This window comes from Roseateles hydrophilus, assembly GCF_026712245.1.
GTDB lineage: Bacteria > Pseudomonadota > Gammaproteobacteria > Burkholderiales > Burkholderiaceae_C > Pelomonas > Pelomonas hydrophilus.
In genome coordinates this window covers 1,132,982-1,147,178 of the sequence record NZ_JAPPUY010000001.1, presented here as the reverse complement: position 1 = coordinate 1,147,178, position 14,197 = coordinate 1,132,982, and the positions used below count along the sequence as shown (strand labels likewise).

The following is a 14,197-nucleotide window of genomic DNA, read 5'->3' as shown; positions in this document are numbered from 1 at the left end:
GGTTGAGCCGCGCGCACGGCGCTGCGAAGATTGCAAACATCGACGAACCCCAGGCGCCGGCCACCTGCAGGCCCGCGCCGCTGCCACACCAGCCAGGAGACTTCCGCCATGAGCGACACCCCCAACCCGACCTTCAAGCCCAAGAAATCCGTGGCGCTGTCCGGCGTGACGGCCGGCAACACCGCGCTGTGCACGGTGGGCCGCAGCGGCAACGACCTGCACTACCGCGGCTACGACATCCTGGACATCGCCGAAGTCTGCGAGTTCGAGGAAATCGCCCACCTGCTGGTGCACGGCAAGCTGCCCACGCGGGCCGAGCTGAAGGCCTACAAGGCCAAGCTCAAGGCGCTGCGCGGCCTGCCCGACGCGGTGATGAGCGTGCTGGAGACGCTGCCCGCTGCCGCCCACCCGATGGACGTGATGCGCACCGGCGTGTCGGCGCTGGGCTGCACGCTGCCCGAGAAGGATGACCACAACCTGCCCGGTGCCCGCGACATCGCGGATCGCCTGATGGCGAGCCTGGGCTCCATGCTGCTGTACTGGTACCACTTCAGCCACAACGGCCGCCGCATCGAGGTGGAGACGGACGACGACTCCATCGGTGGCCACTTCCTGCACCTGCTGCATGGCGAGAAGCCCAGCGACAGCTGGGTGCGCGCGATGCACACCTCGCTGAACCTGTACGCCGAGCATGAGTTCAACGCGTCCACGTTCACGGCCCGCGTCATCGCCGGCACCGGCAGCGACATGCACTCGGCGATTGCCGGCGCCATCGGCGCGCTGCGCGGCCCCAAGCATGGCGGCGCCAACGAGGTGGCCTTCGAGATCCAGAAGCGCTATGACAACCCGGACGAGGCCGAGGCCGACATCCGCGCCCGCGTCGAGCGCAAGGAAGTCGTCATCGGCTTCGGCCACCCGGTCTACACGGTCAGCGACCCGCGCAACGTCGTCATCAAGGGCGTGGCCAAGCAGCTGTCCGACGAGGCCGGCTCTACGAAGATGTACGACATCGCCGAGCGGCTGGAGTCGGTGATGTGGGAGGTCAAGAAGATGTTCCCCAACCTCGACTGGTTCAGCGCCGTCAGCTATCACATGATGGGCGTGCCCACCGCCATGTTCACGCCGCTGTTCGTCATCTCGCGCACCAGCGGCTGGGCGGCCCACGTCATCGAGCAGCGCATCGACAACAAGATCATCCGCCCCAGCGCCAACTACACCGGCCCCGAGGACCAGCCCTTCGTCGCCATCCAGGATCGCAAGTGAACCACGCCCACCGCAAACCCCTGCCGGGCACGACGCTGGACTACTTCGACGCCCGCGAGGCCGTCGAGGCGCTCCAGCCCGGCGCCTGGGCCACGCTGCCCTACACCGCTCGCGTGCACGCTGAGAACTTGGTGCGTCGCGCCGAGCCCGCGCAGCTGAATGCGTTCCTGGGCCAGCTCATCGGCCGCAAGCGTGAGCTGGACTTTCCGTGGTTCCCGGTGCGCGTGGTCTGCCACGACATCCTGGGCCAGACCGCGCTGGTCGACCTGGCCGGCCTGCGCGATGCCATCGCCGCGCAAGGCGGCGACCCGGCGGCCGTGAACCCGGTCGTGCCGGTGCAGCTGATCGTGGATCACTCGCTGGCGGTGGAATGCGGGGGCTTCGACCCCGACGCCTTCGCGAAGAACCGCGCCATCGAGGACCGCCGCAACGAGGACCGCTTCCATTTCATCGAGTGGACCAAGCGCGCCTTCGACAACGTCGACGTGATCCCGGCCGGCAACGGCATCATGCACCAGATCAATCTGGAGAAGATGTCGCCGGTGGTCTACGTGCAGGACGGCGTGGCCTTCCCCGACACCTGCGTCGGCACCGACAGCCACACGCCGCATGTGGACGCGCTGGGCGTCATCGCCATCGGCGTGGGCGGCCTGGAGGCCGAGAACGTGATGCTGGGCCGTGCCTCGTGGATGCGCCTGCCGGACATCGTCGGCGTCGAGCTGACCGGCCGCCGCGCGCCCGGCATCACGGCGACGGACGTGGTGCTGGCGCTGACCGAGTTCCTGCGCCAGCAGAAGGTCGTGGGCGCGTATCTCGAGTTCTATGGCGAGGGCGCGGACAGCCTGTCCATCGGCGACCGTGCCACCATCGCCAACATGTGCCCGGAGTACGGCGCGACGGCGGCGCTGTTCTACATCGACCGCCAGACCATTGACTACCTGCGCCTCACCGGCCGCGACGACGAGCAGCTGCGCCTGGTGGAGCAGTACGCCCGCACCGCCGGCTTCTGGGCCGAGGACTTGAAGACGGCGCAGTACGAGCGCGTGCTGCGTTTCGACCTCGGCAGCGTGGTGCGCAACATGGCCGGCCCGTCCAACCCGCATCGCCGGCTGCCGACCTCGGCGCTGCGCGAGCGTGGCATCGCGGTGGACCTGGACAAGGCTCGCTCCCAGGAGGCGCAAGGCCTGATGCCCGATGGCGCCGTCATCATCGCGGCCATCACCAGCTGCACCAACACCAGCAACCCGCGCAACGTCATCGCCGCCGGCCTGCTGGCCAAGAAGGCCAATGCGCTGGGCCTGGCACGCAAGCCCTGGGTCAAGTCCTCGCTGGCGCCCGGCTCCAAGGCCGTGGAGCTCTACCTGAAGGAAGCCGACCTGCTGGGCGAGCTGGAGCAGTTGGGCTTCGGCATCGTGGCCTTTGCCTGCACCACCTGCAACGGCATGAGCGGCGCGCTGGACCCCAAGATCCAGCAGGAAATCATCGACCGGGACCTCTACGCGACCGCCGTGCTGTCCGGCAACCGCAACTTCGACGGCCGCATCCACCCCTATGCCAAGCAGGCCTTCCTGGCCTCGCCGCCGCTGGTGGTGGCCTACGCGCTGGCCGGCACGGTGCGCTTTGACATCGAGAACGACGTGCTGGGCGTGGTGGACGGCCGCGAGATCCGCCTGAAGGACCTGTGGCCCAGCGACGAGGAGATCGATGCCGTCGTTGCGGCTGCGGTCAAGCCGGCGCAGTACCGCGCCGTGTACGAGCCGATGTTCGCGATCCGCGACAGCGCCGAACGCGCCGCGCCGCAGTACGACTGGCGCCCGCAGTCCACCTACATCCGCCGCCCGCCGTACTGGGACACCGAGGGCGTGGGCGCGCTGGCTGCCAACCCGCGGACGCGGCGCGGCATGCGCCCGCTGGCGCTGCTGCCGGACAACATCACCACCGACCACCTGTCGCCGTCCAACGCCATCCTGATGGACTCGGCCGCTGGCGAGTACCTGCACAAGATGGGCCTGCCGGAGGAGGACTTCAACTCCTACGCCACGCACCGGGGCGACCACCTGACCGCGATGCGCGCCACCTTCGCCAACCCGACCTTGAAGAACGAGATGGTGAAGAACGCCGACGGCAGCCAGCGCGTCGGCTCGCTGGCCCGCGTGGAGCCCGAGGGCCAGGTCATGCGCATGTGGGAGGCGATGGAGACCTACCTCAACCGCCGCCAGCCGCTGATCATCATTGCCGGCGCCGACTACGGCCAGGGCAGCTCGCGTGACTGGGCTGCCAAGGGCGTTCGCCTGGCGGGCGTGGAGGTCGTCGTGGCCGAGGGCTTCGAGCGCATCCACCGCACCAACCTGATCGGCATGGGCGTGCTGCCACTGGAGTTCCTGCCCGGCACCAACCGCCTGACGCTGCAACTGGACGGCACCGAGGTCTATGACGTCGAGGGCGACATCGCGCCGGGCGCGACGCTGAACCTCGTCATCCACCGCCGCGACGGTCGCACCGACCGCGCACCCATGCGCTGCCGGCTGGACACGGCCGAGGAGGTGCAAGTGCACGACGCCGGTGGCGTGCTGCAGCGCTTTGCGCAGGACTTCCTCGCGGAGCACGCGGCATGAGTGCGCAGCCCCAGGCCCGCATCCCCGCCACCTACCTGCGTGGCGGCACAAGCAAGGGCGTGTTCTTCCGGCTGGAGGACCTGCCCGAGGCCTGCCGCGTGCCCGGCCGGCCGCGCGACCGGCTGTTCCAGCGCGTCATCGGCAGCCCCGATCCCTATGCCGCGCAGATCGACGGCATGGGCGGCGCCACCAGCAGCACCAGCAAGTGCGTGATCATCTCGCCCAGCACGCGTGCCGGCCATGACGTGGACTACCTCTACGGTCAGGTGTCCATCGACAAGGACTTCGTCGACTGGAGCGGCAACTGCGGCAACCTGTCGACGGGCGCCGGTGCGTTCGCCATCCATGCCGGCTACGTGCGCGACGTGCCGCAGGACGGCATCTGCACCGTGCGCATCTGGCAGGCCAACATCGGCAAGACCATCGTGGCCCATGTGCCGGTGCGCGGCGGCCAGGTGCAGGAGAGCGGCGATTTCGAGCTGGACGGCGTGACCTTCCCGGCCGCCGAGATCGTGCTGGAGTTCTTGGATCCGGCCGACGACGGTGACGACGGCGGTGCGATGTTCCCGACCGGCAAGCTCATCGATGAGCTGGACGTGCCTGGCCTCGGCACGGTCAAGGCCACGCTGATCAACTCGGGCATCCCGACCGTCTTCGTCAACGCGGCCGACATCGGCCACACCGGCGCCGAGCTGCGCGAGCACATCAACAGCTCGCCCGCGCTGCTGGCCAAGTTCGAGGCGCTGCGCGTGGCCGGCGCGCTGCGCATGGGCCTGATCCAGACGGCCGAAGAAGCCGCCACGCGCCAGCACACGCCCAAGATCGCCTTCGTTGCGCCCGCGGCGGACTACACCACGTCCAGCGGCAAGGCCGTGCCGGCCGGCGACATCGACCTGCTGGTGCGCGCGCTGTCCATGGGCAAGCTGCACCACGCGATGATGGGCACGGCCTCGGTCGCCATTGCCACCGCTGCCGCCATTCCCGGCACGCTGGTCAACCTCGCCGCGGGCGGCGGCGAGCGGGCGGCTGTGCGCTTCGGTCACCCGTCCGGCGTGCTGCGCGTCGGCGCCGAGGCCTGCCAGGTCGACGGCCAGTGGACGGTCACCAAGGCCGTCATGAGCCGCAGCGCCCGCATCCTGATGGAAGGCGTCGTCCGCGTGCCCGCGGGCAGCTTCTAACCCAACTTCTCCACGTCATGTCCACCCGCAAACAACTCAAGGCCCTTGTCGAAGCCCGCCGCGGCGTCATCGTGCCGGGCGCGTTCAATGCGCTGTCGGCCAAGGTCATCGAAGACCTCGGCTACGAGGCGCTCTACGTCACCGGCGCCGGCGTCACCAACATGTGGTTCGGCATGCCCGACCAGGGCTTCATGGGCCTGGCCGAGATCGCCGACCACACGGCCCGCATCCGCGATGCGGTCAACCTGCCGCTCATCGTCGACGCCGACACCGGCTTCGGCAACGCGCTCAACGTCATCCACACCGTGCGCACGCTGGAGCGCGCCGGTGCCGACTGCATCCAGCTCGAAGACCAGGTCGCGCCCAAGCGCTGCGGCCACTTCTCGGGCAAGGAAGTCATCTCCGCCGAGGAGGCGACGGCCAAGATCAAGGCCGCCGTGGATGCGCGCCGCGACCCGGACTTCATGATCATGGCCCGCACCGATGCGGCCGCCACGCTGGGCTTCGAGGCCGCCATCGAGCGTGCGCAGATGTTCGCCGAGGCCGGCGCCGACATCCTGTTCGTCGAAGCCGTCACGAAGGAAGACGAAGTCCGCGCGCTGCCCAAACGCCTGGGCAAGCCCCAGCTGATGAACATGGTCATCGGCGGCAAGACCCCCATCTTCGGCGCCGAGGAACTGGGCCAACTGGGCTACGGCATCGTGCTGTACGCCAACGCCGCGCTTCAGGGCGCCGTGATGGGCATGCAGAAGGCGCTCACCGCGCTGCGAGACGACAAGCAGGTGCTGGAGAGCAGCGGCCTGGTGGCGCCGTTCGCCGAGCGCCAGCGCCTCGTCGGCAAGCCCGGCTGGGATGCGCTCGAGAAGAAGTACACCTGAGCCCGGCGGTCCGCCGCGTCAGGGTGCCAGCAGGCGCGGCTGCTCACGCTCGGCCAGTTCGCGCAGCAGCGCCCACACGGCCTGCATGCGCGGCAGCTGCCGCGCCTCCTGCGGCATGGACATCCAGAAGGTGCGCTTGAACTGGTGCTGCGGCAGCAGCCGCACCAGCCGTGCGTCGCTCGCCGCGACGAAGGCCGGCAGCACGGCGATGCCGGCGCCGGCCGCCACCGCCTCGTACTGCGCCAGGATGCTGGTGGAACGCAGCGCGAACTGCTGCGGTCGGTGCAGCTCGTCCAGGATCTGCAGCTCCTTGGTGAACAGCAGGTCGTCCACGTAGCTGACGAAGCTGTGGCCGGCGAGCTGCTCCACCGTCTGCGGCCCGGGCTGCTCGCCCAGGTAGTCGCGGCTGGCGTACAGGTGCAGGCTGTAATCGGCCAGCTTCGCGACGATGACCGACCCGCGCGCGGGCCGTTCCAGCGAGATGACGATGTCGGCCTCGCGACGCGACAGGTGCACGAGGCGGGGCAGGGCCAGCAGGTCCACCACCAGCCGCGGATGCAGGCGCGAGAACTGCGCCAACGCGGGCGCCAGCACCCGTGTGGCCAGGCCCTCGGTCGCGCCGATGCGCACGACGCCGGACAGCCCCTCGTCGGCCGCCATCGCCAGCGGCCCGCTGCGCTCCATCTGGCGGAAGGCCGCCTCCATGGCTTCCACCTTGGGCAGCAGCTGCCGCCCGGCCTCGCTGAGGCGGTGGCCGTCGGCCTCGCGCGTGAACAGCGTGGCGCCGGTCTGCTGCTCCAGCGCCCGGATGCGGCGGGCCACGGTGGTGTGGTCCACCTCCAGCCGGCGTGCGGCCGCGTGCAGCGTGCCGGCCCGGGCCAGCTCCATGAAAAAACGCAGGTTGTTCCAGTCCATCGCCACCTCGGTGTGGTTTGCATTCTTGCAAACTGCAGGCGCGAATTTGCGCCTTGTTCAGGCAAATATGCAAAGCTAGGATGACCGCAACATCTCTTCACCCGACATCGCCGGAGACACCCATGACCACCCACGCCACCCCCGCCGTGCCCACCATCCCGTTGCTGATCAACGGCGAGTTCGTCGAGTCCCGCACGACGCAGTGGCGCGACGTCGTGAACCCCGCCACGCAGCAGGTGCTGGCCCGTGTGCCCATGGCCACGCAGCACGAAGTGGCTGCAGCCATCGCCAGCGCGCAGGCCGCGTTCAAGACCTGGAAGAAGACGCCCATCGGCGCCCGCGCCCGCATCTTCCTGAAGTACCAGCAGCTGATCCGCGAGAACATGAAGTCGTTGGCCGCGACGCTGACCGCCGAGCAGGGCAAGACGCTGGCCGACGCCGAGGGCGACGTGTTCCGCGGGCTGGAGGTGGTGGAGCATGCCGCCAACATCGGCAGCCTGCAGATGGGCGAGCGCGCGCACAACGTGGCCGGCGGCGTTGACACCTACACGCTGCTGCAGCCGCTGGGCGTGTGCGCCGGCATCACGCCGTTCAACTTCCCCGCCATGATCCCGCTGTGGATGTTCCCGATGGCCATCGCCACCGGCAACACTTTCGTGCTGAAGCCGTCCGAGCAGGACCCGATGGTGACGATGGAACTCGTGCGGCTGGCGCTGCAGGCCGGCATCCCGGCCGGCGTGCTCAACGTCGTGCACGGCGGCGAGGACGTCGTCAACGCGCTGTGCGACCACCCGGACATCAAGGCCGTGTCCTTCGTCGGTTCCACCAAGGTCGGCACGCACGTCTACCACCGTGCGTCGGCCTCGGGCAAGCGCGTGCAATGCATGATGGGCGCGAAGAACCACGCCATCGTGCTGCCCGATGCGCACAAGGAGCAGACGCTGAACGCGCTGGCCGGCGCCAGCTTCGGCGCTGCCGGCCAGCGCTGCATGGCGGTGTCGGTGGCCATCCTCGTGGGTGAGGCGCGTGGCTGGGTGCCCGAGCTGGTGGCCAAGGCCCGGACGCTGAAGGTCGGCGCGGGCGACGCGGCCGGCACCGATGTGGGCCCGGTCATCTCCTGCGCGGCGCGTGAGCGCGTGGAAGGCCTGATCGAGCGGGGCATCGCCGAGGGCGCGCGGCTGGAGCTGGACGGTCGCAAGCCGGCGCTGGACGGCGCGCTGCGCGAGGGCAACTTCGTCGGCCCGACCATCTTCTCGGGCGTCAAGCCCGGCATGAGCATCTACGAGCAGGAGATCTTCGGCCCCGTGCTGTGCATCGCCGAGGCCGAGACCATGGACGAGGCCATCGCGATGATCAACGCCAACCCCAACGGCAACGGCACAGCCATCTTCACGCAGAGCGGCGCCGCGGCGCGCAAATTCGAGGAAGAAATCGACGTGGGCCAGGTCGGCATCAACGTGCCCATCCCGGTGCCGGTGCCGCTGTTCTCGTTCACCGGCTCGCGCGCGTCCAAGCTGGGCGACCTCGGCCCCTACGGCAAGCAGGTCATCATGTTCTACACGCAGACCAAGACAGTCACCGCGCGCTGGTTCGATGACGACGTGTCCACCGGCGTCAACACCACCATCTCCCTGAAGTAAGGCCGCGCGATGGACTTCGAACTGAGCGAAGACCAGCGTGCCTTCGCTGCCACCGCGCGCAGCTTCGCGCAGAGCGAGCTGGCGCCGTTTGCTGCGCAGTGGGACCGCGAGCACTTCTTTCCGCGCGACACGCTGCGCGCGGCCGGCGAGCTGGGCTTCTGCGGCCTGTACGCGCCCGAGCGCATCGGCGGCCTGGCGCTGCCGCGGCTGGACGCGACGCTGGTGTTCGAGGAACTGGCCGCGGCCGATCCGTCGACGACGGCCTTCCTCACCATCCACAACATGGCCACCTGGATGCTGGGCACCTGGGGCAGCGATGCCGTGTGCGAGCGCTGGGGCGCCGACCTGGTCAGCGGCGCCAAGCTGGCGTCCTACTGCCTGACCGAACCCGGCGCTGGCTCCGATGCCGGCTCGCTGAAGACGCGCGCCGAGTGGGATGGCGCCCAGTGGGTGCTGAACGGTGGCAAGGCCTTCATCTCGGGGGCGGGCGCGACCGATGTGCTCATCGTCATGGCGCGCACCGGCGGCGCCGGGCCGTCGGGCGTGTCGGCCTTCGTTGTGCCGGCCGATGCGCCGGGCATCAGCTACGGCAAGCAGGAGCACAAGATGGGCTGGAACAGCCAGCCCACGCGCACCATCGCGTTCGACAGCGTGCGCGTCGGCGCGGAGGCGCTGCTGGGCGCCGAAGGCCAGGGCTTCAAGCTCGCGATGAAGGGGCTGGATGGCGGGCGCATCAACATCGCCACCTGCTCGGTAGGCGCCGCGCAGGGTGCGCTGGATGCCGCGCGCCGCTACCTGCATGACCGCCGCCAGTTCGGCCAGCCATTGGCCAGCCTGCAGGCGCTGCAGTTCCGCATCGCCGACATGGCCACCGAGCTAGTGGCCGCACGCCAAATGGTGCGCCTGGCCGCCGCCAAGCTGGACGCGGGCCATGCCGAGGCGTCCACCTACTGCGCGATGGCCAAGCGCTTCGCGACCGACGCGGGCTTCACTGTCTGCAACGAGGCGCTGCAGCTGCACGGCGGCTATGGCTACCTGAACGAGTTCCCGCTGGAGCGGCTGGTGCGCGATACCCGCGTGCACCAGATCCTCGAAGGCACCAACGAAATCATGCGTGTCATCGTGTCGCGCCGCGTGCTGCAGGACGACGCCGGTGACGCCATCCGCTGAACAAGGAATCAACATGACGGACTACACCGGCCTGAAGCTCGAAAAGCGCGGCCACACCGCCCTCGTCACGCTGCACAACCCGCCCGCCCACACCTGGACGGCCGACAGCCTCGTGGCGCTGACGCGCCTGGTGCACGACCTGAACGCCGACCGGGAGATCTACGCGCTGGTCATCACCGGCGATGGCGAGAAGTTCTTCAGCGCCGGCGCCGACCTGAAGCTGTTTGCCGACGGCGACAAGGGCGTGGCGGCGACCATGGCCAAGCGCTTTGGCGACGCCTTCGAGGCGCTGTCCGCTTTCCGCGGTGTCAGCGTCGCGGCCATCAACGGCTATGCGATGGGCGGCGGGCTGGAATGCGCGCTGGCCTGCGACCTGCGCGTCGTCGAGAGCCACGCGGTGATGGCATTGCCCGAGGCGGCCGTGGGCCTGCTGCCCTGCGCGGGCGGCACGCAGTGGCTGACCTGGACCGTCGGCGAGAGCTGGGCCAAGCGCATGGTGCTGCTGGGCGAGCGCGTGGACGCCGCCACGGCGCTGCGCATCGGCCTGGCCGATGAGGTCGTCGACAAGGGCCAGGGCCTGGCCCGCGCGCTGCAGATGGCCGAGGCCGTGCAGAAGCAGAGCCCCAGCAGCGTCGCCGCCTGCAAGCGGCTCATCCAGGGCGCACGCCACATGCCGGCCCAGCAGGTGCTGATCCAGGAGCGCGAGTTGTTCGTCGGCCTGTTCGACACCGAGGACCAGCGAGAAGGCGTGAACGCCTTCCTGGGCAAGCGCGCGCCGAAGTGGAAGAACGCCTGACCCAGCCCCACAAGGAGACAAACACATGAGCACACGCATCGCCTTCCTTGGCCTCGGCAACATGGGCGGCCCGATGGCTGTCAACCTGGCCAAGGCCGGCCACGCCGTGCAGGCCTTCGACCTCAGCGCCGAGGCCTGTGCCAAGGCGGCCGAACAAGCCGGCGTGAGCATCGCCGCCACGGCCGCTGCCGCTGTGGACGGCGCGCAGGTCGTCATCTCCATGCTGCCGGCCAGCCGGCATGTGGAGGCGCTGTACCTCGGGGACGACGGCCTGCTGGCCAGGCTGCCGGCCGGCACGCTGGTCATCGACTGCAGCACCATCGCGCCGGCCTCGGTGCTGAAGGTGGCGCAGGCAGCCAGTGCGCGCGGCATCGCCATGCTGGACGCACCGGTGTCCGGCGGCACGGCCGGCGCGGCGGCCGGCACGCTGACCTTCATCGTCGGCGGCGAGGCTGAGGTGCTGGAGCGCGCGCGCCCGGTGCTGCAGGCCATGGGCAAGAACATCTTCCACATGGGTGCCAGCAGCGCCGGCCAGGTGGCCAAGCTGTGCAACAACATGGCGCTGGGCGTCATCATGGCCGTTACTGGCGAGGCGCTGGCCCTGGGCGCAGCCCATGGGCTGGATGCCAAGGTGCTGTCGCAGATGATGGCCGTCAGCACCGGCCGCAGCTGGGCCACCGAGGTGTGCAACCCCTGGCCCGGCGTGCTGGAGAACGCGCCGGCCTCGCGTGGCTACACCGGCGGCTTCGGCAACGACCTGATGCTCAAGGACCTGGGCCTGGCCGCCGAGGCCGCGATGAGCGTGGGCGCCACCATTCCGCTGGGCGAGCTGGCGCGCAACCTCTATGCGCTGAACAAGCAGGCCGGCCGCGGCGGGCTGGATTTCTCCAGCGTCGTGAAGCTGATCAGCGACAAGGCCTGACGTCCTCGCGCCACAGCGCGCGGCGCAGGGCGCCCAGCTGCGCGGCGGCGGCCGCGCCCGGCGGCTGGGCCAGCCAGATGCGGCCACCACGCAGCGCACGGATCTCGCGCGCCAGGGCCAGCGGTGCGCTGGCGCGGCTGAGCTCCAGCGACAGCTCGCGCTCCCGTGGCAAGCGCCGGGCCAGCTGGGGCAGGGCGGGGGCGTCGGCATCCACCTGCAGGCCGGCCACCGGCAGCTCGCAGGCCAGCGCCAGGTTGTCCTCATCCGGCAGCGCGCCGGCTGCCATCAGCAGAGGCTGGTCGACCCGGCCCAGGCGGCCGTAGGCCTCGCGCAGCGCCTGTTGCCAGGCGGGCGACAGCGGCTGGGACAGCAGCGGCTCGTCCAGCTGCACCCAGGTCACGCCGCGTGCGGCGAGCCGCGTCAACAAGGCCTCGTAGACATCCAGCAGCCGGGGCAGCAGGCGCAGGCGGTCGCCGCCCGGCCGGGCCTCGGCGCACAGCGACAGCAGGCTCACCGGGCCCAGCAGCGTTACCTTGGGGCTGGCGGGGCGCGCAATGACGGCATCCACCCGTGCGAGCAAGGGCTCGGCCTGCAGCGCAAAGCGGCTGGCGTCGTCGAGCATGGGGCGGCGGTAGGGCTGGCCCGTCCAGGGGCAGGTGGCCGTCTCGGTCGGAGCGTCGCAGCCGAGCAGCTGCCAGTGGGCCTGCAGGCCATCGACCATGGGCGGCTCGCCCACGGTCAGCAGGTCCAGCACGGCCGTGGGCGCTGCCGTGGCGTCGACCGGCGAGGACGGCCGCTGGTGCCACGCGTGGGAATCATGAATCCGGATCATGCAGGTTTCGATGTGAATGAAATTGGCTCGCATCATTCCTGCTGCTTGACTATGATTCAAACGAAATGTTTTCAGGCTGACCAATAGTTTCACTCATGACGACGCCCCTGGAGCTGCGCCACCTGCGCACGTTGGCCGCGCTGCGCGAGGCGGGCAACCTGTCGCGCGCGGCCCAGGTGCTCAACCTCACGCAGTCGGCGCTGTCGCACCAACTCAAGGCGCTGGAGGCGCACTACGGCACCGAGCTGTTCGCACGCAAGAGCCAGCCCCTGGTGTTCGGCGTCGCCGGCCAGCGGCTGCTGGCACTGGCCGATCTGGTGTTGCCGCAGGTGGACGCGGCCGAGGCCGACATGCGCCGGCTGGTGGCCGGCTCGGCGGGCCAGTTGCGCATTGCGGTCGAGTGCCACACCTGCTTCGACTGGCTGATGCCGGCCATGGACGCCTTTCGCGAGCGCTGGCCGGAGGTGGAGCTGGACATTGTGTCGGGCTTCCACACCGACCCCGTCGGCCTGCTGCACCAGGACCGCGCCGAGCTGGCCATCGTCTCCGACGTGGACGCAGGCGAGGCCGGCGTGGTGGTGCACCCGCTGTTCAGCTTCGAGATCGTCGCGCTGCTGCGCAAGGGCCATGCGCTGCTGGCGCGCCCGTGGCTGGCGGCCGCCGATTTCGCGGCCGAGACGCTGATCACCTATCCGGTGCCCGACGACATGCTGGACCTCGTCCGCCAGGTGCTGCAGCCGGCTGGCATCAACCCGCCGCGCCGCACCAGCGAGCTGACGGTGGCCATCCTGCAGCTCGTGGCCAGCGGCCGCGGCGTGGCCGCGCTGCCGCTGTGGGCGGTGGAGGGCTATCTGGCGCGCGGCTACGTGGCACGGCAACGCATCGGCGCGCAGGGGCTGACCGGCCGGCTCTACGCCGTCAGCACCGCGGCCTTGGCGGCCAAGCCCTTCCTGGCCGACTTCGTGCGCATCATGCGCGAGACCTCGCGCCTCACCCTGCCCAACGTCAGCCTGCTGTAGCGGCGCCGCTGTGGCGGGCCAGGTCGATGAAGGCCTGCAGATAGTCCACCTGCAGCTCGCTCGCGCGGGCGCCGAGGTAGATCTGCTTGGCCACGCCGTGCTCGCCGAGCTTGACCGGCACGATGTCCAGCCGGGCCGCGTACTCCTGCACCAGCCAGCGCGGTAGCGCGGCCACGCCGCGGCCGCTGGCCACCATCTGCAACATGATGTCCGTCGTCTCGATGGGCTTGTGCTGGCGCGGCGTGATGCCGGCGGGCAGCAGGAACTGCGTGTAGACGTCCAGCCGCTCCACCGCGACCGGGTAGGTGATGAGCACCTCCTCCGCCAGCTGCGCGGGCAGCACATGGGCCGCGCCGGCCAGCGCATGGCGCCCGCTCACGACCAGCACCTGCTCGTAGTCGAACACCGGCTCGTAGTGCAGGCCCGGCTTGTGCAGCGGGTCGGGTGTGACGAGCAGGTCGATCTCGTGCCCGAACAGCGCGGCGATGCCGCCGAACTGGAACTTCTGGCGCACATCCACCTCCACGTCCGGCCAGGCCGCGAGGTAGGGCGAGACGACCTTCAGCAGCCATTGGTAGCAGGGGTGGCACTCCATGCCGATGCGCAATGCGCCCCGCGTGCCGGCGGCGAACTGGCGCACCCGCTGCTCGGCCATGTCCAGCTGCGGCAGCAGCCGGTTGGCCACGGCCAGCAGGTACTCGCCGGCCTGCGTCAGGCGCAGCGAGCGGCCCTCGCGCAGCCAGATGTCCGTGCCCAGCTGGCCTTCCAGCTTCTTCATCGCGTGGCTCAGCGCGGACTGCGTCAGGCACAACACGCCGGCCGCGGCCGTCAGCGAGCCCTGGCGGTCAACTTCGCGAATGATGGCCAGGTGGGCGCGCTCAAGCATGAATGAAATCGATTGATCTCTGAAAAATGACCATTTTACTTCATGGGTTGCGATTCCTAGCATGCCGCTCCCTGCACTTCACT

The 14,197-nt window shown here is 69.7% G+C and carries 12 protein-coding genes; 9 read left to right on the top strand and 3 right to left on the bottom strand.

The window, feature by feature from the left end:
- The first annotated feature begins 108 nt into the window (after positions 1-108).
- Genes prpC through NYO99_RS05085 form a run of 4 tightly spaced genes read left to right on the top strand, consistent with a single transcriptional unit; the run spans position 109 to position 5,934 of the window.
- The gene (prpC, locus tag NYO99_RS05100; protein WP_268166006.1) at positions 109-1,263 is read left to right on the top strand and encodes a bifunctional 2-methylcitrate synthase/citrate synthase; all 1,155 of its coding nucleotides are present in this window, start codon (positions 109-111) and stop codon (positions 1,261-1,263) included.
- Positions 1,260-3,878, top strand: coding sequence for a Fe/S-dependent 2-methylisocitrate dehydratase AcnD (gene acnD, locus NYO99_RS05095; protein ID WP_268166005.1), 2,619 nt, complete (start codon positions 1,260-1,262; stop codon positions 3,876-3,878). The genes prpC and acnD overlap by 4 nt, the downstream gene beginning before the upstream one ends.
- Positions 3,875-5,056 carry a 2-methylaconitate cis-trans isomerase PrpF gene (gene prpF, locus NYO99_RS05090; protein ID WP_268166004.1) on the top strand — a complete coding sequence of 394 codons (1,182 nt, stop codon included), beginning with the start codon at positions 3,875-3,877 and terminating at the stop codon, positions 5,054-5,056. Before acnD ends, prpF begins: the two co-directional genes overlap by 4 nt.
- Positions 5,057-5,073: 17 nt before the next feature.
- Positions 5,074-5,934 (top strand): isocitrate lyase/PEP mutase family protein, encoded by an 861-nt coding sequence (locus NYO99_RS05085; RefSeq protein ID WP_268166003.1) that lies wholly within the window; start codon positions 5,074-5,076, stop codon positions 5,932-5,934.
- Between the two features lie 18 nt (positions 5,935-5,952).
- On the opposite strand, the gene NYO99_RS05080 is transcribed toward NYO99_RS05085, so the two are convergent.
- The gene (locus NYO99_RS05080) at positions 5,953-6,849 is read right to left on the bottom strand and encodes a LysR family transcriptional regulator (protein WP_268166002.1); all 897 of its coding nucleotides are present in this window, start codon (positions 6,847-6,849) and stop codon (positions 5,953-5,955) included.
- A 122-nt stretch (positions 6,850-6,971) separates the two neighbouring features.
- Between NYO99_RS05080 and NYO99_RS05075 the strand changes: the two genes are divergently transcribed.
- From NYO99_RS05075 to mmsB, 4 genes are read left to right on the top strand one after another with little or no spacing between them, the layout of a single operon-like run.
- Positions 6,972-8,489, top strand: coding sequence for a CoA-acylating methylmalonate-semialdehyde dehydrogenase (locus NYO99_RS05075; RefSeq protein WP_268166001.1), 1,518 nt, complete (start codon positions 6,972-6,974; stop codon positions 8,487-8,489).
- A gap of 9 nt (positions 8,490-8,498) precedes the next feature.
- Positions 8,499-9,659 (top strand): acyl-CoA dehydrogenase family protein, encoded by a 1,161-nt coding sequence (locus NYO99_RS05070; RefSeq protein ID WP_268166000.1) that lies wholly within the window; start codon positions 8,499-8,501, stop codon positions 9,657-9,659.
- Between the two features lie 13 nt (positions 9,660-9,672).
- On the top strand, positions 9,673-10,455 hold the full coding sequence (locus NYO99_RS05065; protein WP_268165999.1) for an enoyl-CoA hydratase: 783 nt from the start codon (positions 9,673-9,675) through the stop codon (positions 10,453-10,455).
- 25 nt (positions 10,456-10,480) lie between these two features.
- Positions 10,481-11,377, top strand: coding sequence for a 3-hydroxyisobutyrate dehydrogenase (gene mmsB, locus NYO99_RS05060; protein WP_268165998.1), 897 nt, complete (start codon positions 10,481-10,483; stop codon positions 11,375-11,377).
- Here the strand turns inward: mmsB and NYO99_RS05055 are convergent.
- A complete protein-coding gene (locus NYO99_RS05055) occupies positions 11,361-12,209 on the bottom strand; it encodes a hypothetical protein (protein ID WP_268165997.1) in 849 nt (282 codons plus the stop codon). The genes mmsB and NYO99_RS05055 overlap by 17 nt on opposite strands.
- 95 nt (positions 12,210-12,304) lie before the next feature.
- On the opposite strand from NYO99_RS05055, the gene NYO99_RS05050 reads away from it, so the two are divergent.
- Complete coding sequence (locus tag NYO99_RS05050) at positions 12,305-13,228, top strand: LysR family transcriptional regulator (RefSeq protein ID WP_268165996.1); 924 nt, start codon at positions 12,305-12,307, stop codon at positions 13,226-13,228.
- Here the strand turns inward: NYO99_RS05050 and NYO99_RS05045 are convergent.
- On the bottom strand, positions 13,215-14,114 hold the full coding sequence (locus NYO99_RS05045; RefSeq protein ID WP_268165995.1) for a LysR family transcriptional regulator: 900 nt from the start codon (positions 14,112-14,114) through the stop codon (positions 13,215-13,217). The genes NYO99_RS05050 and NYO99_RS05045 overlap by 14 nt on opposite strands.
- Positions 14,115-14,197 lie beyond the last annotated feature (83 nt).

Bases quoted from the DNA above. Each gene is read 5' to 3' on its own strand.
- prpC (WP_268166006.1), top strand. From the start codon at position 109: ATGAGCGACACCCCCAACCCGACCTTCAAGCCCAAGAAATCCGTGGCG.
- prpF (WP_268166004.1), top strand. From the start codon at position 3,875: ATGAGTGCGCAGCCCCAGGCCCGCATCCCCGCCACCTACCTGCGTGGC.
- NYO99_RS05085 (WP_268166003.1), top strand. From the start codon at position 5,074: ATGTCCACCCGCAAACAACTCAAGGCCCTTGTCGAAGCCCGCCGCGGC.
- NYO99_RS05080 (WP_268166002.1), bottom strand. From the start codon at position 6,849: ATGGACTGGAACAACCTGCGTTTTTTCATGGAGCTGGCCCGGGCCGGC.
- NYO99_RS05075 (WP_268166001.1), top strand. From the start codon at position 6,972: ATGACCACCCACGCCACCCCCGCCGTGCCCACCATCCCGTTGCTGATC.
- NYO99_RS05070 (WP_268166000.1), top strand. From the start codon at position 8,499: ATGGACTTCGAACTGAGCGAAGACCAGCGTGCCTTCGCTGCCACCGCG.
- NYO99_RS05065 (WP_268165999.1), top strand. From the start codon at position 9,673: ATGACGGACTACACCGGCCTGAAGCTCGAAAAGCGCGGCCACACCGCC.
- mmsB (WP_268165998.1), top strand. From the start codon at position 10,481: ATGAGCACACGCATCGCCTTCCTTGGCCTCGGCAACATGGGCGGCCCG.
- NYO99_RS05055 (WP_268165997.1), bottom strand. From the start codon at position 12,209: ATGATCCGGATTCATGATTCCCACGCGTGGCACCAGCGGCCGTCCTCG.
- NYO99_RS05050 (WP_268165996.1), top strand. From the start codon at position 12,305: ATGACGACGCCCCTGGAGCTGCGCCACCTGCGCACGTTGGCCGCGCTG.
- NYO99_RS05045 (WP_268165995.1), bottom strand. From the start codon at position 14,114: ATGCTTGAGCGCGCCCACCTGGCCATCATTCGCGAAGTTGACCGCCAG.